This is a genomic window from Kingella negevensis, assembly GCF_030177895.1.
In the GTDB taxonomy this organism is placed as follows: domain Bacteria; phylum Pseudomonadota; class Gammaproteobacteria; order Burkholderiales; family Neisseriaceae; genus Kingella_C; species Kingella_C negevensis.
This window is the reverse complement of the sequence record NZ_CP123448.1, coordinates 400,533-422,209: the sequence shown is the minus strand read 5'-3', so window position 1 is coordinate 422,209 and position 21,677 is coordinate 400,533. Positions and strand designations below refer to the sequence as shown.

Annotated in this window: 20 protein-coding genes; 17 read left to right on the top strand and 3 right to left on the bottom strand. The window is 46.4% G+C overall.

Annotated features, from left to right (window positions below; all coding sequences use genetic code 11):
• The first annotated feature begins 24 nt into the window (after positions 1 to 24).
• A complete protein-coding gene (locus tag QEO93_RS02285) occupies positions 25 to 201 on the top strand; it encodes a hypothetical protein (RefSeq protein WP_218775918.1) in 177 nt (58 codons plus the stop codon).
• A 5-nt stretch (positions 202 to 206) separates the two neighbouring features.
• Here QEO93_RS02285 and QEO93_RS02280 read toward each other — a convergent pair whose 3' ends face one another.
• Positions 207 to 1,199 carry an acetyl-CoA carboxylase carboxyltransferase subunit alpha gene (locus tag QEO93_RS02280; RefSeq protein ID WP_032137341.1) on the bottom strand — a complete coding sequence of 331 codons (993 nt, stop codon included), beginning with the start codon at positions 1,197 to 1,199 and terminating at the stop codon, positions 207 to 209.
• A 177-nt stretch (positions 1,200 to 1,376) separates the two neighbouring features.
• Here QEO93_RS02280 and murI point away from each other — a divergent pair, with 177 nt between their 5' ends.
• From murI to QEO93_RS02215, 13 genes are all read left to right on the top strand, one after another.
• The gene (murI, locus tag QEO93_RS02275) at positions 1,377 to 2,183 is read left to right on the top strand and encodes a glutamate racemase (protein WP_032137340.1); all 807 of its coding nucleotides are present in this window, start codon (positions 1,377 to 1,379) and stop codon (positions 2,181 to 2,183) included.
• Positions 2,184 to 2,236: 53 nt separating this feature from the next.
• A complete protein-coding gene (locus QEO93_RS02270) occupies positions 2,237 to 2,800 on the top strand; it encodes a hypothetical protein (protein ID WP_052368761.1) in 564 nt (187 codons plus the stop codon).
• A 9-nt stretch (positions 2,801 to 2,809) separates the two neighbouring features.
• Positions 2,810 to 3,187: a SirB2 family protein gene (locus tag QEO93_RS02265; protein ID WP_032137339.1), complete on the top strand. Its 378-nt coding sequence runs from the start codon at positions 2,810 to 2,812 to the stop codon at positions 3,185 to 3,187.
• A 188-nt stretch (positions 3,188 to 3,375) separates the two neighbouring features.
• Positions 3,376 to 4,305 carry a methionyl-tRNA formyltransferase gene (fmt, locus tag QEO93_RS02260; protein WP_085815503.1) on the top strand — a complete coding sequence of 310 codons (930 nt, stop codon included), beginning with the start codon at positions 3,376 to 3,378 and terminating at the stop codon, positions 4,303 to 4,305.
• A 184-nt stretch (positions 4,306 to 4,489) separates the two neighbouring features.
• Positions 4,490 to 7,264: a class I SAM-dependent DNA methyltransferase gene (locus QEO93_RS02255; protein WP_085815502.1), complete on the top strand. Its 2,775-nt coding sequence runs from the start codon at positions 4,490 to 4,492 to the stop codon at positions 7,262 to 7,264.
• Between the two features lie 204 nt (positions 7,265 to 7,468).
• Complete coding sequence (gene rsmB / locus QEO93_RS02250; RefSeq protein WP_085815501.1) at positions 7,469 to 8,725, top strand: 16S rRNA (cytosine(967)-C(5))-methyltransferase RsmB; 1,257 nt, start codon at positions 7,469 to 7,471, stop codon at positions 8,723 to 8,725.
• A complete protein-coding gene (locus tag QEO93_RS02245) occupies positions 8,703 to 9,299 on the top strand; it encodes a DUF4390 domain-containing protein (RefSeq protein WP_044250230.1) in 597 nt (198 codons plus the stop codon). Before rsmB ends, QEO93_RS02245 begins: the two co-directional genes overlap by 23 nt.
• Before the next feature lie 227 nt (positions 9,300 to 9,526).
• Positions 9,527 to 11,623: a sensor histidine kinase gene (locus tag QEO93_RS02240; protein ID WP_085815500.1), complete on the top strand. Its 2,097-nt coding sequence runs from the start codon at positions 9,527 to 9,529 to the stop codon at positions 11,621 to 11,623.
• Positions 11,624 to 11,644: 21 nt separating this feature from the next.
• Positions 11,645 to 12,937: a sigma-54-dependent transcriptional regulator gene (locus tag QEO93_RS02235; RefSeq protein ID WP_032137334.1), complete on the top strand. Its 1,293-nt coding sequence runs from the start codon at positions 11,645 to 11,647 to the stop codon at positions 12,935 to 12,937.
• Positions 12,938 to 13,122: 185 nt separating this feature from the next.
• Positions 13,123 to 14,358, top strand: coding sequence for a sodium/glutamate symporter (gene gltS, locus QEO93_RS02230; protein WP_032137374.1), 1,236 nt, complete (start codon positions 13,123 to 13,125; stop codon positions 14,356 to 14,358).
• Positions 14,359 to 14,463: 105 nt separating this feature from the next.
• Positions 14,464 to 15,597 (top strand): lysozyme inhibitor LprI family protein, encoded by a 1,134-nt coding sequence (locus tag QEO93_RS02225; RefSeq protein ID WP_032137333.1) that lies wholly within the window; start codon positions 14,464 to 14,466, stop codon positions 15,595 to 15,597.
• Between the two features lie 54 nt (positions 15,598 to 15,651).
• Positions 15,652 to 16,125, top strand: a complete 474-nt coding sequence (locus QEO93_RS02220) for a hypothetical protein (protein WP_032137332.1) — start codon at positions 15,652 to 15,654, stop codon at positions 16,123 to 16,125.
• Between the two features lie 39 nt (positions 16,126 to 16,164).
• Complete coding sequence (locus QEO93_RS02215) at positions 16,165 to 17,037, top strand: lipid A biosynthesis lauroyl acyltransferase (protein ID WP_032137331.1); 873 nt, start codon at positions 16,165 to 16,167, stop codon at positions 17,035 to 17,037.
• 80 nt (positions 17,038 to 17,117) lie between these two features.
• Here QEO93_RS02215 and bfr (QEO93_RS02210) read toward each other — a convergent pair whose 3' ends face one another.
• Positions 17,118 to 17,582 carry a bacterioferritin gene (bfr, locus tag QEO93_RS02210; protein WP_032137330.1) on the bottom strand — a complete coding sequence of 155 codons (465 nt, stop codon included), beginning with the start codon at positions 17,580 to 17,582 and terminating at the stop codon, positions 17,118 to 17,120.
• A gap of 9 nt (positions 17,583 to 17,591) precedes the next feature.
• Entirely contained in the window at positions 17,592 to 18,056 is a 465-nt protein-coding gene (bfr, locus tag QEO93_RS02205; RefSeq protein ID WP_032137329.1) for a bacterioferritin, read from the bottom strand.
• A 449-nt stretch (positions 18,057 to 18,505) separates the two neighbouring features.
• Here bfr (QEO93_RS02205) and dapA point away from each other — a divergent pair, with 449 nt between their 5' ends.
• From dapA to QEO93_RS02190, 3 genes are all read left to right on the top strand, one after another.
• Positions 18,506 to 19,381, top strand: a complete 876-nt coding sequence (dapA, locus tag QEO93_RS02200; RefSeq protein ID WP_032137328.1) for a 4-hydroxy-tetrahydrodipicolinate synthase — start codon at positions 18,506 to 18,508, stop codon at positions 19,379 to 19,381.
• A gap of 21 nt (positions 19,382 to 19,402) precedes the next feature.
• A complete protein-coding gene (locus tag QEO93_RS02195; protein WP_032137327.1) occupies positions 19,403 to 20,548 on the top strand; it encodes an NlpB/DapX family lipoprotein in 1,146 nt (381 codons plus the stop codon).
• A 241-nt stretch (positions 20,549 to 20,789) separates the two neighbouring features.
• Complete coding sequence (locus QEO93_RS02190; protein WP_085815499.1) at positions 20,790 to 21,650, top strand: DMT family transporter; 861 nt, start codon at positions 20,790 to 20,792, stop codon at positions 21,648 to 21,650.
• Positions 21,651 to 21,677 lie beyond the last annotated feature (27 nt).

Here is a 21,677-nt window from a genome sequence, read left to right as displayed (position 1 = left end):
TCAAAAAGAGAACGGCGGATTATAGTGTTTATCTGCGAAAAGTCAAGTAAAAAGGGACAAAGACTGGCTTTATCCCTTGTGTTTTTCAGGCTGTTTGTAGGGTGCGCCCTGCACACCAAAATCTTCAGGCAGCCTGAAAGATTGATTTCATTTGAAAATGGTGCGTGGGGCGCACCCTACGAAAGAATTACCGTGTATTAAAAGACTTATTTCGCTTTTTTCGCTTTTTTCTCTTTATCGTTTTTATCGATAAATTGACCGTAATCCATGATTCTGTCAAAACGGCGTGTCAACAAATCATTTAGCGGCATGAATTGTGCGGCGCGTAATTGGTCGTCAATCACTTCGCGGACTTTTGCCATTAACGCTTCGTAATCGCGGTGTGCACCGCCTAGCGGTTCTTCAATCACACGGTCAATCAAGCCGAGTTTATATAAACGCTCGGCAGTGATGCCTAATGCGGCGGCAGCTTCTGGGGCTTTTTCGGCGGTTTTCCAGAGGATTGACGCGCAGCCTTCGGGCGAAATCACGGAATAAGTGGAATATTGCAGCATGTTCACATAGTCGCCGACGGCAATGGCTAACGCGCCACCTGAACCGCCTTCGCCAATCACGGTGCAAATCACGGGAACGCGCAATTTCGTCAATTCATACAAGTTTTTGCCGATGGCTTCGGATTGATTGCGCTCTTCTGCGCCGATACCGGGGTATGCACCGGGGGTGTCGATGAAAGTTAGCACGGGTAAATTGAATTTTTCGGCGGTTTTCATCAGGCGCAGGGCTTTACGATAACCTTCGGGGCGTGGCATGCCAAAGTTGCGTTGGATTTTTTCTTTGGTGTCGCGTCCTTTTTGGTGTCCAATCACAACAACGCTGTGTCCGTTGAAACGCGCTAAGCCACCCACAATCGCAGCATCATCGGCAAAATGGCGGTCGCCGTGCAATTCTTGGAAATCGGTGCAAAGTGCATTGATGTAGTCCAACGTATAAGGGCGTTGTGGGTGGCGCGAAATTTGGGAAATTTGTGCGGGCGTGAGTTTAGCAAAAATGGATTTGGTCAGCTCGTGGCTTTTTTTCTGTAAGCGTTTGATTTCGTCTGAAATATCAACGGCTGAATCATCTTGCACAAAGCGTAATTCTTCAATTTTGTTATTGAGTTCGGCGATGGGTTGTTCAAAATCTAGGTAAACGGGTTTCATCGGTTTATCTCGGCCTCTTGTATAGTAAAAATCTTTCAGGCTGCCTATTTTTCAGGCTGCAAATTGTGCGAATGATACGCTATTCATTTGTTTTTTGCACGTTTTCAGGCTGCCTGAAAGTTTTTTTGCGCGTAAAATACGCGGTTTTGATTTTTCAGGCTGCCTGAAAGGGAAATAATGGATTCTAATACTCAACCGATTGGTGTTTTTGATTCGGGCGTGGGCGGTTTAACCGTGGTTCGCGCGTTGATGGAGCGTTTGCCGAATGAAAATATTATGTATTTTGGCGACACGGCGCGTGTGCCTTATGGTGTGAAATCGCGTTCTACAATTGAAACATTCACGGGGCAAATTGTGGATTTTTTGCTGCAAAATCAAGTGAAAGCGTTGGTGATTGCGTGTAACACGATTGCGGCGGTGGCTGGGCAAAAAGTGCAAAAAATGGCGGGCAATATGCCTGTGTTAAACGTGATTGAAGCGGGTGCGCAAGCGGCGTTGGCGACGACTAAAAATAATCACATCGGCGTGATTGCCACCAATACGACGGTAAACAGCAATGCCTATGCGCGCGCGGTTCATGCGCATAATCCTGACGCGCGTGTGGTTTCGCAAGCCACGCCGCTGCTTGTGCCGTTGGTGGAGGAGGGCTGGATTGACCACGAAGTAACGCGTTTAACGGTGCGTGAATATTTGAAACCGCTTTTGGTGGAGGATATTGATACGCTGGTGTTGGGCTGTACGCATTTTCCGCATTTGAAACCGTTGATTAAGGCGGAAGCGCCGCAAATTGAGCTGGTAGATTCGTCCACAACCACGGCGGAAGCCACCGCGCAGGCGTTGGCAGCGGCTGGCTTGTTGAACACCAGTAATCTAGTGCCTGATTATCGCTTTTATGTGTCGGATATTCCGTTGCGTTTCCAAACGATTGGCGAGCGGTTTTTGGGGCGCAGTTTGGGACAGATTGAGATGATGAGTTTGGGTTAGGATTTTTCAGGCTGCAATCATGTAGCCTGTTTATTTTTTCAAAGGAACACAATTTGGGCATTCCTGCCACGATGACGTTTAAACGCGCTGGCGATAGCTACACAATCGTGGCAAACATCAACATGCCGAAGTACAAAATGAGCTTTCAAGCAGGTGGTAAAATTGTAGGTAACGAGTTGCAGCCTGAATATTATCGCGACATCCGCAACGGCAAAACGTATGCCACAGCCACGTTTGCGCATAGCCAAGTGAAATACAGCAAACCTGATTATCAAGAAGTGAAAACCGTAAACGGCGCAGTGTCAGATTTATTTTCTTTGGCATGGCAACTGGGCGCAAACAAAGGCAAATTGTCTAGCAATATGAGCGTAACCAACGGTAAAACCTTGCATAAAGTTGGCAGCCTGAAAGCCTTGAGCGACACAAAATTAACGATTAACGGCACGTCTATGCCCGTTTCACAATTCAGTTTGAAGCGCGGCGATAGCAATGTAAAATATGGCTTTGCGCCCGATTTAGTCCACATTCTCGCCATTATCAGCTATTCCGATGGCAGAAAATCATACAATTTAACGCTCAAATCCGCCGTGATTGACGGCGTGAGCGTTCAACCTTAAGGAGACTTTATGGAATCGATGTATTTACCGATTCGGCACGTACACATCACCTTTGTGTGCATCACCATTTTGCTATTCAATTTTCGCTTTTGGTTGCGAACTTGGCAGCCTGAAAAACCCTTGCACAAAGCATTAAAAATCATTCCGCACATCAACGATTCCATGCTGCTGTTTACAGGCATGCTGATGATGCAAATCGCCCACTGGCAAATCGGCGGCGCATATTACTGGCTAGGGACAAAACTGATGTGCGTATTGGGCTACATCATCATCGGCGTTATCTGTTTACGCAGCCAACCACGCAGCCTGAAATCATGGATTGCTTATCTCATTTGCTGCGCGTTGATTGGCGCCATCGTTTATCTCGCGTACTACAAACCATTCTAAACGCAGCCTGAAAGTGCGCCCGATAATATAGTTGATTAAAATAAAAATGAGACAAGGCGACAACGTCCGCCGTGTGCATATAGCACATAAGGACGTTGGCAACGCTGTATCATTGCAATTTTAATCAACTATAAATACATCGGGCGCACCTATTTGCGTTCTAACCCCATTTTATTAGAAGGACAAACATGAAAGTTATTTTTGCAGGCACACCCGATTTCTCCGCCACTGCACTCAAAGCCATTGCCGCCGCAGGCTTTGAAATCCCACTCGTCTTAACCCAACCAGACCGCCCAAAAGGTCGCGGCATGCAGTTGCAAGCCAGCGCAGTCAAACAAACCGCATTAGAACTCGGCTTGCGCGTAGAGCAGCCTGAAAAATTGCGCAACAACGCCGAAGCCTTGCAAATGCTGCGCGACGTAGATGCCGACATCATGGTTGTCGCCGCGTATGGCTTGATTTTGCCGCAAGACGTACTGGACACGCCCAAACACGGCTGCCTGAACATTCACGCATCAATCTTACCCCGTTGGCGCGGCGCAGCCCCTATTCAACGCGCCATTGAAGCAGGCGACGCAGAAACAGGCGTGTGCATTATGCAAATGGACATCGGTTTGGATACAGGCAATGTGGTGAGCGAACACCGTTACGCCATCAAACCCACCGACACCGCCAATGAAGTTCACGACGCGCTCATGGCATTAGGCGCAACCGCCATCGTGCAAGACTTGCAAACTTTGCAACAAACAGGCAGCCTAAAAAGCACCGTGCAGCCTGAAGACGGCGTAACCTACGCGCAAAAGCTGACCAAAGAAGAAGCCAAAATCAACTGGCAAGAACCAGCCGAAGTGGTCGCACGAAAAATTCGCGCCTTCAATCCCGTGCCAACCGCATGGACAGAATGGCAAGGCAAACCGATGAAAATTTGGGCAGCGGCACCCGTTGCACAAAACGGCGCGACTGGCACAGTGTTAGCAGCCAATGCAAATGGCATTATCATTGCCTGCGGCGACGGCGCGGTTTGTATTACAGAATTGCAACCGTCTGGCAGCAAACGCATGACAGCGAGCGCGTTTTTGGCGGGGCGTGAGTTGGCGAATGGCAAAGCGTTTGAATAACGAAATGCAGCCTGAAAATTTATTTTTCAGGCTGCATTGCTATAACAAAAGTAACGCACTATAAATTCGTTATTCAAATCAGGATAACACGGAGCGGCGGCTCGCCGACAAAACCCTCAAACCTTCACAAAACCTATCCGCAAACCACCGACACCCCATTCAAAAAAACAAGGAACCCCAAAAAATGCCCATCACCCCATCTCAAATCCTAATCAACGCCCAAACCTTCGCCGCACGCTGGCAAAACGAATCAGACGAAAAATCCGAATCCCAAACCTTTTGGAACGAATTTTTCGCCATTTTCGGGCTAGACCGCAAAGCCATTGCCATTTTGGAAAAACGGCTCAAATCCGCAAAATCCACCAAATTCGCCGATGTGTTCGTGCCGAAAAAATTACTCTGCGAACAAAAAACCAAAGGCAAAAACCTAGACGGTGCCGCCGCCCAAGCGCGTGAATATTTAGAACAAATCCGCGCCCAAGAACCCGAAAATTTACCGCCGTATTTCATCGTGTGCGATTTCGCAACCATGCGATTTTACGAAACCATTGGCACGGCTTGCGTAGAATTTCCGCTTGAAAAGCTTCCTGAAAACATCGGTTTATTCAATTTTTTGCTGGATTTGGAAACGGAAATTCATCACGCGCAAAGCCTTGTTAATTTGCAAGCGTCCGCGATGATGCGCGAACTCTACAACGGCATTAAAGCCGATTACGATACCGACACCGTGCGTAAATTCCTAATCCGCATTTTGTTTTGCCTATTCGCCGAAGACACAGGCATTTTCCGCCCCGACCAATTCAACCGCCTGATTGACAAACACACCAAAGCAGACGGCAGCGACACAGGCGCAATGCTCACGGAATTATTCCAAACGCTCAACACCGCCAAACGCTCACCCAAGCTGCCTGAATATTTACAAGAATTTGACTACATCAACGGCGGCTTATTCGCCGAAACGCTGCCCACCATTTATTTTGACAGCGAAATGCGCCAAAAGCTGATTCACATCGGCAGGGAAATCAACTGGGGCTTTATTTCGCCCGAAATTTTCGGCTCGCTGTTTCAGGAAGCGTTGGACGTGAACGAACGCCGCGAATTGGGTGCGCATTACACCGAAAAAGACAATATTGAAAAAGTCATCAACTCGTTGTTTTTAGACGATTTAAAAGCGGAATTGGCGCAAATTAGCAGCCTGAAACGCGACAAGAAAAAACGCTTGATTGAATTTCAACAAAAAATCGCGAAACTCAAATTTTTAGACCCAGCTTGCGGCACAGGCAATTTTCTTGTGGCGGCGTATCGCGCCTTGCGTGAATTGGAGATTCAAGTCATTCACGAATATCAGAAATTGGATAAAACGCATTTGCAATCTGCCGTCAGCATTGAGCAATTTTTCGGCATTGAAATTGACGGATTGGCGGCGGAAATTGCGGTGTTGTCCATGTGGTTGATTGACCATTTATGCAATTTGCACGAAGGCGCGGCATTGGGCAAAGGCTACGGCAGCCTGAATATTCCACTACGCAAATCGGCACACATCACGCACGGCAATTCGCTGCGTTTGGATTGGGAAAACGTGGATTTTATTTTTGGCAATCCGCCGTTTATCGGTTCAACGTATCAAACCAAAGAACAAAAAGCGGACACGCAAGCCGTTTCAGGCAGCCTGAAAAATGCTGGGATTTTGGATTATGTGGCAAATTGGTATGTGAAAGCGGCGCAAATCATGCGCGACAATCCGCAAGTGCAGGCTGCTTTTGTTTCTACCAATTCCATTTGTCAAGGGCAGCAAGTGGAAGCACTTTGGGGCGCGTTGTTGGATTGGGGCGTGGAAATTCATTTCGCGCACCGCACGTTTCAATGGACGAGCCAAGCGCACGGCAAAGCGGCGGTGCATTGCGTGATTGTCGGTTTCAGGCAGCCTGAAAAGCATTCGGGTGCGAAATATTTATTTGATTATCCAGACATCAAAGGGCAGCCTGAAAAACGCGAAGTGGCGAACATCAATCCGTATTTGATTGATGCGCCGAATGTGATTATTGAAAAATGCAGTAAACCGATTTCGGGCGAACCTGAAATGATTTACGGCAGCAAACCAACTGACGGCGGTAATTTAATTTTATCAACCGAAGAAAAAAACGAATTGATTGCAGCCGAACCATTGGCGGAACAATACATTCGCCGATTTTTGGGCGCGGAAGAATTTTTGAATAATAAAGAACGCTGGTGTTTGTGGTTTCATGGAATGAGTGAAATGCGATTGTTTACCGATTTACAAAAAATGCCTTTGGTTGCCAAACGCATTGAATTGGTTAAACAAATGCGTTTAGAAAGTTCAGATAAGCAAACCAATAAAGCCGCAGCCACGCCGCATTTATTTCAAGCAATCAGGCAGCCTGAAAGCGGAAATTATTTGTTAATTCCAAGCGCTTCATCGGAAACACGCGAATTTATCCCGATTGGTTATTTGGATAGTAATACGATTAACGGCAATGCAAATTTTAGTTTGCCAAACGCGACTTTGTACCACTTCGGGCTATTAAGCAGCACCATGCACAATGCGTTTATGCGAACCGTGGCAGGGCGATTGAAAAGCGATTACCGCTATTCCAATACGATTGTTTATAACAATTTTCCGTTTCCGTTTGCCGCATTCAGGCAGCCTGAAACCGAAATCAGCCCAGCCGAACAAAAACACCGCACCGCGATTGCCACAGCCGCCCAAGCCGTGTTGGACGCACGAGCGCATTACATCGCCCAAGCGCAACAGGAAAACTTGCCCGAGCCGAGCTTGGCGGATTTGTATCGCAGGGGCGCACCGTTTACGCGCTTGCACACCGCCCACGTCGCGCTAGATAAAGCTGTGGATAATGCATACGGCTACACTGGCGGTAACGATGATGCGGATAGAGTGGAGTTTTTGTTTGGGGTGTATGAGAAAATGAAAGGGGTGTAAAAATTGTCGGATACAAGTATCCGACCTACGCACCGCAACTTTCAGGCTGCCTGAAAATAATGAAGTGTCGGTAGCTCACCAACAAATTCACGTATAAACAACATATTTCACACAAATCCCCCCTATTCCCCAATTTTTCAGGCTGCCTACAATAGTTTTCCACTATAATTAAGCAGCCTGAAATTTATAGAAAGAAAGTCAAAAATGTCCCTATCCCAAGTCCAAACCCTAGCCACAAAAACCTTACTCGCCGTAGAAAGCGGCAAAAACTTATCAGATGAACTCGCCTACATCATCGCGCAAAACCCCGATTTAACCGCGCAAGACAAAGGCATGCTGCAAGACATCGCTTACGGCTGCCAACGCTTTTCAGGCAGCCTGAAATATATGCTCGGCAAAATGCTAAACAAACCAATTGAAAACAAAGCATTGGAACATTATCTGCTGGTTGCTTTGTATCAACTCAACCACACGCGCAACGCCCCACACGCCGTAGTAAATGAAGCGGTGGACAACATCGCCAAAATCGGGCGCGGTCAATATCGTTCATTTGCCAATGCGATTTTGCGCCGCTTTTTGCGCGAAAAAGACGGCTTGAATAAAGCGTGTAAATTTGACGATGTGGCAAAACACAATCTGCCAATTTGGTTGCAAAAAACATTGCAAAATCAATACCCAAAACATTGGCACAACATGGTTACAGCGTTTCAATCGCACCCACCGCTCACGTTGCGCGTCAATTGCCGCCACATGAACGCGGAGCAATATTTGCAACTGCTGCAAGAGCTTGAAATTCCAGCGAAACAGTTGGACGATTACGCCATTCGCATTGCCACGCCCGTGCCTGTTAGCCAGTTACCGAAATTTGCCGAAGGTGTGGTGTCGGTGCAAGATTTTGGCGCACAGCAAGCGGCGTATTTGCTCAATCCGCAAAACGGCGAGCGCGTGTTGGACGCTTGCGCTGCCCCTGGCGGCAAAACGGGGCATATTTTGGAAATGGCGGATTGCGCGGTTACGGCTTTGGATATTGATAACAAGCGTTTGGCGCGTGTGCAGGAGAATTTAGACCGCTTGCATTTTCAGGCTGCCTTGCATTGTGCGCCTGCGGAAAATGTGGTGGATTGGTGGGACGGTGTGCCGTTTGACGCGATTTTGGCGGACGTGCCGTGTACCGCGTCTGGCACGATTAAGCGCAATCCCGATATTAAATGGTTGCGCCGCCCAACCGATGCGCTGAAAACGGCGCGACAACAAGAAGCGATGTTGGACGAATTGTGGAAAACGCTGAAATCAGGTGGACGTATGCTGTTGGCGACGTGTTCGATTTTTGAGGAAGAAAACCAGTTGCAGCGTGAGAAATTTTTGCGCCGTCATGAAGACGCGGTTTTAAAGGAGGAAAAAACTTTATTGCCAAGCGAAAAACAAGACGGGTTTTATTATGCACTTATTGAAAAAAAATAATCGGTTTTCAGGCTGCCTGAAAACTTTGCTGCTGAGCGTTTGCCTGTTTGCGCTGCCATTGGCGCACGCGGAGGGCATTCGCCACAGCCGCTATGAAGCACACATTTTGCAAAATGGGCAACTAGGTATCAGCAGCCGTTTTATCACGGAATTGCCTGAGCAGTTGCAAGGCGCGTTGAAACAGGGCGTGCCGTTGGATTTTGCTTTGACGTATCGTTTGAGAAAGCCCACAATTGCCGCTTATCGTTTCAAAATTAGCCAGTTAGCGAATGAAGACAGCGTGGTTAATTATCGGTTATCGTTTCATCCGCTCACTAACCGCTATCGTGTTTCCGTTGGCACATTCTCATCGGAATACAATAGCCTAAGCACCGCGCTCAAAGCTGTGGGCGCAATTGCTAACTGGCAAGTGTTAAACCAAGGCGCATTAGACGACACTCACCCCAGCGAAGTAAAAGTACAAATTCGCCTGAGCTTAACCACCACACGATTACCCAAACCGTTCCAAATCAACGCACTCACTTCCAGTAACTGGGATTTAGATTCAGGTTGGCGATATTTAGATGTGCGGTAGTTTTCGTCCACTCTTGGAGCGTCGGCGGCTCGCCGATGCTCCAGCGTAATATTTACCCCAATACTCGTTTTATAGTTGGTGTAATTATTTTTTGATACAAGGCAACAACGCTCGCCGTGTACGAATAGTATATAAGAGCGTTGGCAACACCGTAGCAAAAGATAGCTGCAAATCATTAAAATGCAGCCTGAAAAACCATTCCTCAGTCCCCAAAACGCAGCCTGAAAATGCAAAAATTCCTGATTACCTGCGGCATACTCGCCACACTCACACTCTACACCATCACCCTATCCACCGACAGCAACAGCCGCCTTGCACCCTATTTCTGGCACATGACCACCGCCGCCGCTCTGTTCGCCAGCGCGATGTTCATCGTCATCGCTCGATACATCTGGCGCATTATTCGCGACAAACGCAACCACGTTTTCGGCTCAAGCATCGCCCGACGATTGTCCATTATGTTCACACTCGTCGCCGTGTTGCCCGCCCTATTCCTGTTTCTCGTATCCGCTCAATTCATCTCACAAAGCATTCATTCATGGTTCGGCAACGACACCGCTCAAGCCCTAGAACGCAGCCTGAAACTCAGCCAAACCGCATTGGAAGGCGCAGCCAAACACAGCGTCAAACAAGCCGAGCGCGTTCGTGCCGATGTGATGACCGCACTCACACAACAAAACCCAGCCGAAACTGCCCTGCAAACCGAATACGCCAAAAAATTCGACCACCTAATCATTTGGCAACAAGGCAAAGCCATTGCAGAACGCAATCCCAAAACCTTACGGCAGCCTGAAATCGACCAAACCACCATAGACACATTACGCAAAAACAAAACCATTAGCACCACCGAAAACCTAAACGGCACGTTATACACCAGCGGCTGGATACTGCTACCCAAAATCAACGGCAAACAACACGCCCTATTTTTCAGGCAGCCCGTGCCAACAGAAATCGCGTCAGACGCAGAGTTAATTGAAAACGCCCGCGCCAAATACGCCGAATTGCTGTACGCCCAAAAAGGCTTGCAAACCTTTTTCCTGATTACCTTGCTGATTGCCACCGTGTTAGCCATATCGCTATCACTTGCTGCCGCGCTTTATTTTGCCAGACGATTTGTTGAACCCATTTTAGCTTTGGCAGACGGCGCACGCTCAGTCGCACAAAGCGATTTCAGCCGCCGCATTCCCGAAAACAGCAAAGATGAACTCGGCAAACTCGCAGGCTTGTTCAACCACATGACCGAACAACTCGCCATCGCCAAACAAGCCGACCAGCAACACCGTGCCGAGCAAGAAGCCGCACGCCATTATTTAGAGCGCGTGTTAGCCAGCCTAAGCGCAGGCGTGATTACTTTAGATGCTTCAGGCAGCCTGAAAACTTATAACACCAGCGCAGAAAACATTTTGGATATTCAACTCGGTAAACACATCGGCTTAAAGCTGCTAGATTTCGGGCAACTTTCGCCGCAACATCACGCCGCCGCAGATGCTTTTTCTGCCCTATTGGCAACCGAGCAAACAGGCGCAGCCGCCGAAATCCCCTACATGGCGCGTGATGACAGTCGCATTCTGCTCGGCAAAGCCGTACGCCTGCCCGATGAAAACGGCAATGGCGTGGTGCTGGTGTTTGACAACATCACAGAACTTGTCCGCGCACAAAAAGAAGCCGCATGGGGAGAAGTGGCAAAACGCTTGGCGCATGAAATTCGCAATCCGCTCACACCCATTCAGCTTTCCGCCGAAAGATTGGCATACAAATTGCATAACAAACTTTCCGACTCTGATGCGCAAATATTGTCAAAATCCACCAATACCATTGTGAAACAAGTGGCAGCACTCAAAGAAATGGTGGAAGCGTTCCGAAATTATGCACGCGCCCCTGGGTTGAAATTAGCAGAAACCGATTTAAATCATATTACAGAAGAAGTACTTACGCTGTACGAAAGTAGCCCGTGTACTTTTAGGGCTGATTTGGGTAAGATACCGATGTTGCTAAAAGCAGACACTACCGCCCTGCGCCAAGTGTTGCATAATTTGTTCAAAAACGCGGCGGAAGCAGCTGAAGAAGATGACAATCCTCGCGTTCACATTCAACTGACGCAGGAAAATGGCAAAATTTGTTTAAGTGTTGCCAATAATGGTAAAAGTTTCAGCCAGCAAATGTTACAAAACGCGTTTGAACCGTATGCCACCGATAAAGCAACAGGCACAGGCTTAGGCTTGCCAGTTGTGAAAAAAATTGTAGAAGAACATAACGGACAAATCTCGATTGCCAACCAAAAACCAACAGGCGCAATCGTTACCGTTTCTTTTCCCTCTATTTGAAACTGATAAAAACTTAAGATTATGCGAAGTACCGATATTTTAATTGTTGATGACGAACTCGGCATCCGCGAAGTATTGCAAGAAACATTGGAAGATGAGGGTTACACCGTTGCCTTGGCGTGTAACGCAGAAGAAGCACGCGCCTTGCGAAACAAAAACCGCCCAGCCATGGTGCTGCTGGACATTTGGATGCCTGACAGCGATGGAATTACGTTGCTGAAAGAATGGGCAAAGAATGGTCAATTAACCATGCCTGTGGTGATGATGAGCGGACACGGCAGCATTGATACTGCTGTGGAAGCCACCAAAATCGGTGCGTTGGATTTTTTGGAAAAACCGATTCCGTTGCAAAAACTCTTGGCTGCGGTTGAAAACGCGCTGAAACACGGCGAAATGCAGGTTGAAGCTGCGTTATCCGTAGAAAGTTTGAACAATAGTACAGGCAGCCTGAAAGAATTAAACAAGCAAATTGAACATGCTTTGTTACAAAGTTGTTCGGTTTTGCTGTTGGGCGAAACGGGTTCTTCGTTTGAAATGATTGCCCACGCGTTTCACAAAGAGAACACGCCTTGGGTACAGCCGTCTCGCGCGCAACATATTGTAGATATTCCGTTGGAATTGTTGAACAAGGCAACTAACGGCGTGTTGTATCTTGGCGATATTTCGCAATACAGCAAAAATATCCGCCAAAGCATTAACTTTTTGTTGAGCAAAGCAGGGCGTCATCACACACGCATTATTTGCGCCAGCAGCCGCCCGATGCACGAATTGCTGGGCAATGCCGACCAAGATGCGAATTTGATGCCGATTTTGTCTAGCACCGTGATTAACATTCCGCCTTTGCGTCATCACCCTGAAGACATTCCTGCGTTGATTGAAAGAATCTTGCAAGAATTGGCGGAAACAAAATTATCCACGCCTGTGAAATTTACCAATGCGGCGATTACTAAACTGCGTCAATACGATTGGCCAGGCAATATGGAGCAACTCAGAAACGTGGTAAACAGCTTGGCGTTGAACGCGGAAGAATTTGAAGTGAATGACGGCGATGTGGCACGTTTACTCAATCAGTTCCAGCAAGATGATTTAATGAACGATATTCGTGGTGGCTTCAATTTTAATTTACCGTTGCGTGAATTGCGTGAGGAATTGGAACGCCGTTACTTTGAATTTCATATTCGTCAGGAAAACCACAATATGAGTCGCGTGGCGCAGAAAGTGGGACTCGAACGCACGCATTTGTATCGCAAGTTAAAACAACTGGGGATTCAGTTTTCGCGTCGTCCTGCTGGGGATAAGGATTCTGAGGAATAATAGCTTTCAGGCTGCAATTGTTATACAGTTGCAGCCTGAAATTTTTACAATAATAAATCTTGCCTTTTTTTGACATATTTTAACAAATAGACTATATTATGACTTCAAGCAGCCTGAAACCTGCGTTAAATCGTTTTTCAGGCTGCTTTCATTATTTCATTTATATTTTCAAGAGGTACGATTTCATGGAACATACTATTGAATTTAACGGCTATTACACGTTAATCGCCGCAACACTGGTTTTGTTGGTTGGTAGGCTGGTTGTGAAAAAAGTAAAATTTTTCCGCGATTTCAATATCCCTGAACCTGTTGCAGGCGGTTTGATTGCCGCGTTTATCATCACATCGCTGTATTACTTTGCCCATGTTACCTTCAAATTTGAAAGCTCGCTGCAAAGCACATTCATGCTGATTTTCTTCTCGTCTATTGGTTTGTCTGCCGATTTTTCTCGCTTGAAACAAGGCGGTTTTCCATTGGTTGCGTTTTTGCTGATTGTGAGCATTTTTATCATCGTGCAAAACTTTGTGGGCATTGGCTTAGCCACTTTAATGGGACAAAATCCATTGATGGGCTTGATTGCTGGTTCGATTACCTTAACTGGCGGTCATGGTACAGGCGCGGCTTATGGTGGCGTATTAGCCAATAAGTTTCACGTGCAAGGCGCAGTGGAATTAGCCATGGTTGCTGCTACTTACGGCTTGGTTTCAGGCGGTTTGATTGGTGGTCCAGTTGCACGCCGTTTAGTGAACAAAATAGGCATTCAACCTATCAATGAAGATGATTCAAATACTGACTCAAGTGCAGAGCATTACGATGATAAAACTTTTGAACGAGCACACCGTCGCCGTTTGATTACCGCAGAATCTGCGATTGAAACCATGGCATTGTTTGCCGCTTGCTTGGCATTTTCATCATTTATGTATGGCTATATGACTGAGCATTTCCCAGATTTCAAATTGCCACAATTCGTTTGGGCATTGGGTTTCGGCGTGGTATTGCGTAACGTACTCACATCAGTGTTCCGCTTCAATATGTTCGACCGCGCGATTGACGTATTTGGTAACGCATCATTGAGCCTATTCTTAGCCATGGCATTGATGAGCATGAAATTATGGCAACTGGCAGGCATGGCAGGTCCATTGATGGTTATCTTGTTGGTGCAAACCTTTGCGATGATTTTTTATGCCTACTTTGTTACTTACCGCTTTATGGGCAAAGACTACGATGCTGCTATTTTGGCAGCAGGACACTGCGGCTTCGGCTTAGGTGCAACACCAACCGCCGTAGCCAATATGCAATCCGTAACAGGCACATTTGGCCCATCGCACAAAGCGTTCCTGATTGTTCCACTTGTTGGCGCATTCTTCATCGACTTAATCAACGCCGCCATTCTTGACCGCATGATGGCATTCTTTGGTTAATTACATTTTCAGGCTGCCTGATAGATTTCAGGCAGCCTGAAAGCATTTTGGCACATTTCTTGTTTTTTGATATGATACGCAACTTAATCTTAAAAGAGAGACACAATGAAAAAACACATTCTTTCAACTGCCATTTTTGCAGCTTTAGCTCTAAGTGCCTGTTCTGACAAAAAAGAAGCACAACCTGCCGCATCTGCCGCAGCCGCTTCAACACCAGCAGCCACAATCATGAGCTGCGACAATTCCACATTCACCAACAAAATCCGCGACACCATTCAACAAAGCATTACCAGCGAAGCACAACGCTACGCCAGTCAAGACACCAACCAATTTATTGATTCAGATAAACTGATTGCAGCAGCCGCACAGCTAGACATCAGCGTAAACAACGCCCAAGCAGGCAGCATCCCCAGCACTTGCCAAGCACAAGTTGCAATTAACATTCCACAAAACGTCCTAGCTCAAGCGCGAACCAACGCCCCATTATTGCAACTGCCCAACCCAGCAGAAATCATCAGCAAACAACTGATTGGCAGCAACGCCACATTCAACGGCGAAACACTCACATTCCCATTGAATTTCTCCATTCAAGGCAACACATTTGCCCCAACCGATAACAATTTAAGCGGCATAACAAACCTGCTTGCCCAATCCCTATTGGCATACGGCGTAAAAGACACCTTAAATATCAACGGACAACCCGTAGCACGAGAAACCCTGTTACGCAGCTTACAAACAGCCAGCCGTCCAGAACCCAAAGAAACGCAGCCTGAAACAGCGTCCACGCCAAGAGCCAAAGCCGCGCCAACCATTGCCGACAGCATTCCCAATCCACCAGCTGATTTGAAGAAAGTGGAAGTAGCCCCAATCAGCGCATCTGCCGCACCTAAACCCGTGCCAACAGAACCACAAATCACAGAAGAAGTGAAACCCGAAGTGCTGACCCCGCCTACCCCAGCCAAACCTAACAAAATTAGCGACAGCGAATTGGAAAGCGCACAGTCTGCCAATCGCAAAGCCGACCAATCCATCAAATCCGCATGGCGCAAAATCGACCCAGAAATCCAACGCGATTTAGTGAACGACCAACGCGCATGGGAACGCAAAAAACAACAAGCCTGCCGAAGCGCAGCCGCCACAGGCAGCGACGAATCCGACAGCCGTTACAAACAACTGCAATGCGACACCCGTTTAGTGAACGAGCGCATTCAATACCTCAATGGTTATAGTATCGACTAAACCACTTTCAGGCTGCCTGAAATATTCAGGCAGCTTTTTCCCATATTGAATACCATGTTTAAAAAACTACTTTTACTGACTCTACTCGCCGCCTGTTCCCCAAGCGAAACCACGCAACAAACCGCCGCTTCCGCCCCAAAAACAGCCAGCGAAAGCACCGCCATCGCCAACGACATCATCGCCAGCGCATCACAAGAAGACATCTTGTCCGCACGCAAAGAAGCCAAAAATGCCGTAACCGCTTCCGATGTTACTGCAGCTGCGCAAACCCAATTCCCAATTGACACCGCCAGCGCACCCTTTCCAGCCGCCAGCGAAGCCAATCTCCCTCCACTCAATCCCATCTGCGAACAATACTATCACCGCGCCGATGCCTGTTTCGCCAAACAAGGCGAAGATGCTGACACCTTACGCGCACAAAACCAAGAAGCACGATTAGAAGTCATGCGCGAAAGCCCAGACGAAGCCGCTTGCCAAGCACTCAACCGCAGCTTTGATGCCGTTGCTTACCAATTACGCTGCGAATAGTGATTTGATTTTCAGGCTGCCTGAAAGAATGAAACCGATATGAAATTTGCCTTTATATTTCTCAAACTACTCTCCCACCTACCCCACATTATCCTGCGCGGACTCGCCCATATTTTCAGCTGGCTGTGTTATTGGCTAGTCGTGCCACGCCGCAAAGTGGGCTTAAAAAACCTAGAGCTGTGTTTCCCCGAAAAAACCGAAGCCGAGCGCAAACACATTCTGCACCAACACTTCTATCACATGGCATTACTCGTTTTAGAATACGGACGCTATTGGTATGCAGACGCAAGCAGCCTGAAAAATGCCGTACGCTATCAAGACAAAGCCATTTTGGACGAAGCCTTGCAGCGCGGCGAAAAAGTGATTTTGCTGTATCCGCACTTCACCGCCTTTGAAGCTGCCGTTTACGCACTCAACCAAGAAGTGCCACTAATTAGCGTGTATTCCCACCAAAAAAATGCCGAGTTGGACGAGCAAATCTTGCGTGGCAGACACCGTTACAACAACGTTTTTTTGATTGGACGAACCGAGGGATTACGCAGCATTATCAAGCAAATCCGCAGCAACAACGCCCCATTTTTGTATCTACCCGACCAAGATTTTGGTGAAAAAGATTCCATTTTCGTGGATTTCTTCAATATCCCCACCGCCACGATTACGGGTTTATCGCGCATCGCTAAGATGACTGATGCGAAAGTGATTCCAGCCATTCCTACACGCCAAAAAGATGGTACTGTGATTTTGCGGTTTTATCCTACTTGGGATAATTTTCCAACGGAAGACGCGGTTGCGGATACGCGCCGAATGAATGCGTTTATTGAAGAGCGGATTCGTGAAATGCCTGAGCAATATTATTGGTTACACAAGCGGTTTAAAACGCGCCCTGATGGAGAAAAATCGTTTTATTCGTGAAACTTGGTTTTCAGGCTGCAATATCAGAATGCAGCCTGAAAAATAAAAAACACCTGTTTTTCAACAGGTGTTTTTTTTGTTTATGCCGCTTGTTGCAGATAGTTCTGAATACCCATATCTGCAATCATTTCTTGCTGAGTTTCCAACCAATCAATACGCTCTTCGTTTTCATCTTTTTGTTTTTCCAACAATTCACGAGAAACGTAATCTTGTTTTTCTTCACAAACAGCAATCGCTGCAATCAAAGCCGCGTGTTTTTCATATTCTTTTTTCAAATCACACGCAATGATTTCTTCAGGTGTTTCACCAATCAACAATTTACCCAATTCTTGCAAATTTGGTAAACCTTCCAAAAAGAAAACACGTTCAGTTAGCACATCAGCAGATTTCATCTCTCTGATAGACTGTTTGTAAAAATTGTTGCCCAACTCTTCCAAGCCCCAGTGTTTCAACATACGAGCATGCAAGAAATATTGGTTAATCGTTACCAACAATAAGCCTAAGTTTTTGTTAAGTTCTTGAATAACTTGACGGTTGCCTTGCATGATTACTCCTTACAGTTGGCTTTGCAAGTAGTTTTGTTCGCCCATCATGCTGATTAAGCGCAATTGTTGTTCCAACCAGTGAGCGTGATCTTCTTCAGTGTCTTTCAATTGTTCAACCAACATTTGGCGAGTTACATAGTCTTGTTTTTCTTCGCACAATTTGATGCCTTTTTTCAAATTGTCGCGTACTTCGTACTCAGTTTCCAAATCCAATTGCAACATTTCAGCAACTGTTTTACCCACGCGAATCGCTGAAGGCACAACCACTGGCGTACCACCCAACATCAAAATGCGTTGGATAAAATTGTTTGCGTGAATGGTTTCATCTTCCATTTCGTGACCAATGCGGTCGAACAATTTGGTGTAGCCCCACTCTGCGTACATGCGTGAGTGAATGAAATATTGGTCGCGTGCAGCCAATTCGCCTGCCAACATTTGGTTCATGTAATCTAAAACTTCTTTATCGCCTTGCATAATAATTTCCTTTTCAAAAAAATATCAGGTCGCTACCTGAAACGCTGTGCATTGTAACAGGATTTTCAGATTTGACAATTTTCAGTTTAAAATACAAATAATTATCAAACAAATACAGCCTGAAAACTGGGATAGCAACCATTATCATCTGTGCTTTTTTATTGATATATCAAATAACTAATCTGATAACGATTACCAATAGTTATTAAGCGTAGCCTGAAAAGTTTATTTTATTTACCTTAATTTACAAATATATTCATTTTCAGGCAGCCTGAAAACCGTTTTTGCTTTGGCACAATCCACAAAGTGAGCTACAATCCTGTTTCCTTGTGCGTTCAGTTAATGCACTTATCTTTTGCTACGGTGGGCGTTATCGCCTTGTATCAAAAAATAATTGCATCAACTAATATCCCGCATTTCTCAAACTTCCATACATTAAGGTGAATCCCATGCTTACAGGCAGCATTGTCGCAATTATCACTCCTATGCACGCTGATGGTAGCGTGAACTTTGAACAACTCCAATCATTGACTGAATGGCACATTGCTAACGGTACTGACGCGATTGTGGCAGTTGGTACAACTGGCGAATCTGCAACTTTATCAGTTAAAGAGCATTTGGCAGTGGTTGAATGCGTTGTGAAAACCGCTAACAAGCGTATTCCTGTGATTGCAGGTGCAGGCGCAAACAATACTTTAGAAGCCATTGAATTGGCTAAAGAAGTGAAGCGTTTGGGCGCGGATTACACCTTATCTGTTGTGCCTTATTACAACAAACCTTCTCAAGAAGGCATTTATCAACACTTCAAAACGATTGCAGAAGCCGTTGATATTCCAATGATTATTTACAACGTACCAGGTCGCACTATGGTAGACATGAGCAATGAAACTATTTTGCGTTTGGCTCAAATCCCGAATATTGTGGGTGTGAAGGAAGCAAGCGGCAATGTTGCTCGTGATTTAAACTTGTTCCGTGAAGCACCTGAAGGCTTTGCTATTTATTCTGGTGATGACCCAACTGGTTTGCCATTCTTATTGTGCGGCGGTCATGGCGTGATTTCTGTTGTGGCAAACGTTGCACCAAAAGAATTTGCACAAATGTGTCATCACGCATTAAATGGCGAAATCGCCGAAGCACGTGCGCTGAACGACCAACTGATTCCTTTATATAACGTGATGTTTGTTGAACCAAGCCCAGCTTCTCCAAAATGGGTGGCATCACAATTAGGTGTCTGTGCAGAACATGTTCGCTTGCCTATCTTGGCATTGAGCGAAGCAGCGCAACCTAAAGTTTTGGCTGCCATGAAGGCTTCTAAAATCATTTAATTTTTGTAACGAAAGGTGTACATGAAACCCACCAAAACCCTTGCTTTGGCTCTTCTGATGACCAGTCTTGCTGCTTGTTCAGGCAGCAAAAAAGATAAACCAAAATTGGATTATCAATCTGAAAACAACAAAATTGTTAATTTGGAAGTGCCGCCTGATTTGAATGACCCACGCAATGGCGATTTGTATAGCTTGCCAAAAGGCACAATAGCTAGCCCAAATGCCATGAAGCAAACGGCAGGAAAAGCCAACAAAGCTGTTTTAGCCACTGTAAAAGATGCTTACATCGAACGCAGTGGCACACAACGCTGGTTGGTTGTGAAAAACAAATCTGCAGCAGAAATGTGGCCATTGCTACGCGCATTCTGGCAAGAAGCTGGTTTCACGATTTATTCAGAAGAACCACAAGCAGGCTTAATGGAAACCGAATGGGCTGAAAATCGCGCAAAATTACCAAGCCAAGGCTTGCGTCGATTATTTGATGCCGTAGGTATGGGTGGCGTATACACCACCAGCGAACGAGATAAATTCTTGATTCGCATGGAACGCAGCCAATCAGGCGACGGCGTTGATGTTTTCTTTACACACAAAGGCTTGGAAGAAGTTTTTGACAGCAAAAAAGAAGAAAGCACCGTTTGGCAACCACGCGCTAACGACCCTAATTTAGAAGCTGCTTTCTTAGCACGCTTCATGCAATACTTAGGCGTTGATGAAGCTGCAATTGACCGCCAAATGCAAACGCAAATCGACCAAAGCAAAGGCACAGCATTTGCCAAAATCGATGGCGATAGCGTGATTGTGTACGGCGCACCAGAACGCAACGTAAACCGTGTCGCTTCTGCGCTAGACCGCGTGGGTTTGACTGTTCAACAATTTGTTAGCGAACGCGGCATGTTTGTGGTTCGCCCTGCGCCAAGCGTAAGTGAAACCGTTACCCAAGCAGAAGCAGATAACAAAAAACCTAGCCGTTTAGCGCGTTTGTTTGGTAAAAAAGACACTAGCGAAACAGAAACTTCAACTGCTTCTACACAAGCCGCTCAAATGTATGTTGGCTTAGAGGCATTGGAAAACGGTCAGCGCGTTGTATTGCTTGACCAATTCGGCAAACCGATGACCGGCACAAACGCCACCAAATGGTTAGAAGCCCTATACCGCGAATTGAAATAATCGCAGCCTGAAAAATCCCTTTCGGTTTTCAAACTTGAAAGGGATTCTTTCTCATCTATTCATTTGATATAATTTCTCTCCATTATAGTAAATTAAATTCAAACCAGTACAGCGTTGCCAACGCCCTTATGTACCACGCGTACACGGCGGGCGTTGTCGCCTTGTCCTGATTTGAATTTAATTCACTATAAAACAAAACGCAGCCTGAAATTTTCAGGCTGCATTCATATAGGAGAAATCAATGGTATTTTTAATTATCAGCATCTTAGCCAGCGTATCCGTATCCATCTTATTGAAGACCATGCGCCGCAACCAAATTCAATTAGCGCAATCCGTCGCCATCAATTACATCATCGCCGCCACCCTATCCGCCCTATTCCTCTTCCCCAATCTCAGCAACTGGCAACAAACCCTTTTGCCAAAATCATGGCTTTTTGTATTGCTTGGCATATTATTCCCCAGCGTCTTCATCATCATGGGACGCGCTGTAGAAAGCACAGGCATCGTTAAATCAGATGCCGCCCAACGCCTTTCCCTTTTCCTACCTGTTTTCGCCGCATTCACCTTTTTTGGCGAAACCCTCACCACCCACCGTGTTATCGGTTTGTTACTCGCCATCGCCGCACTAGTCTGCATACTAAACAAACCCAGCCAACACACATCAAGCAGCCTGAAAACCCAAATCCAACTCCTATTAGGCGTGTGGCTTGGTTATGGCACGATTGATATTCTGCTCAAACAACTGTCCAAAGAAGCAGGCATTGGCAGCAACTTACTGGTTACGTTCGTGTTGGCAGGTATTTTGATGTTCAGCTACTTGCTCATCAAAAAAGCACGTTGGACACGCTACGACTTAATCGGTGGCATCGCATTAGGCAGCCTGAATTTCATCAATATCTTGTTTTATCTCAAAGCCCACAAAGCCTTTAGCAGCAATCCCACACTCGTCTTTGCAGGCATGAACATGGGCGTGATTGCACTCGGCACACTGATCGGCGCAATCCTGTTCCGTGAAAAAATCAGCAAGCTCAACGCTGTTGGCATCGCGCTTGCCTTTGCTGCGATAACTTGCTTATTTTATGGCGCAAATCTGTTCACATAACACAAAAGCAGCCTGAAACTTTCAGGC

Excerpts from the sequence above, each read along its gene's own strand:
- QEO93_RS02280 (WP_032137341.1), bottom strand. The coding sequence starts at position 1,199 with ATGAAACCCGTTTACCTAGATTTTGAACAACCCATCGCCGAACTCAAT.
- murI (WP_032137340.1), top strand. The coding sequence starts at position 1,377 with ATGGATTCTAATACTCAACCGATTGGTGTTTTTGATTCGGGCGTGGGC.
- QEO93_RS02265 (WP_032137339.1), top strand. The coding sequence starts at position 2,810 with ATGGAATCGATGTATTTACCGATTCGGCACGTACACATCACCTTTGTG.
- fmt (WP_085815503.1), top strand. The coding sequence starts at position 3,376 with ATGAAAGTTATTTTTGCAGGCACACCCGATTTCTCCGCCACTGCACTC.
- QEO93_RS02255 (WP_085815502.1), top strand. The coding sequence starts at position 4,490 with ATGCCCATCACCCCATCTCAAATCCTAATCAACGCCCAAACCTTCGCC.
- rsmB (WP_085815501.1), top strand. The coding sequence starts at position 7,469 with ATGTCCCTATCCCAAGTCCAAACCCTAGCCACAAAAACCTTACTCGCC.
- QEO93_RS02245 (WP_044250230.1), top strand. The coding sequence starts at position 8,703 with ATGCACTTATTGAAAAAAAATAATCGGTTTTCAGGCTGCCTGAAAACT.
- QEO93_RS02240 (WP_085815500.1), top strand. The coding sequence starts at position 9,527 with ATGCAAAAATTCCTGATTACCTGCGGCATACTCGCCACACTCACACTC.
- QEO93_RS02235 (WP_032137334.1), top strand. The coding sequence starts at position 11,645 with ATGCGAAGTACCGATATTTTAATTGTTGATGACGAACTCGGCATCCGC.
- gltS (WP_032137374.1), top strand. The coding sequence starts at position 13,123 with ATGGAACATACTATTGAATTTAACGGCTATTACACGTTAATCGCCGCA.
- QEO93_RS02225 (WP_032137333.1), top strand. The coding sequence starts at position 14,464 with ATGAAAAAACACATTCTTTCAACTGCCATTTTTGCAGCTTTAGCTCTA.
- QEO93_RS02220 (WP_032137332.1), top strand. The coding sequence starts at position 15,652 with ATGTTTAAAAAACTACTTTTACTGACTCTACTCGCCGCCTGTTCCCCA.
- QEO93_RS02215 (WP_032137331.1), top strand. The coding sequence starts at position 16,165 with ATGAAATTTGCCTTTATATTTCTCAAACTACTCTCCCACCTACCCCAC.
- bfr (WP_032137330.1), bottom strand. The coding sequence starts at position 17,582 with ATGCAAGGCAACCGTCAAGTTATTCAAGAACTTAACAAAAACTTAGGC.
- bfr (WP_032137329.1), bottom strand. The coding sequence starts at position 18,056 with ATGCAAGGCGATAAAGAAGTTTTAGATTACATGAACCAAATGTTGGCA.
- dapA (WP_032137328.1), top strand. The coding sequence starts at position 18,506 with ATGCTTACAGGCAGCATTGTCGCAATTATCACTCCTATGCACGCTGAT.
- QEO93_RS02195 (WP_032137327.1), top strand. The coding sequence starts at position 19,403 with ATGAAACCCACCAAAACCCTTGCTTTGGCTCTTCTGATGACCAGTCTT.
- QEO93_RS02190 (WP_085815499.1), top strand. The coding sequence starts at position 20,790 with ATGGTATTTTTAATTATCAGCATCTTAGCCAGCGTATCCGTATCCATC.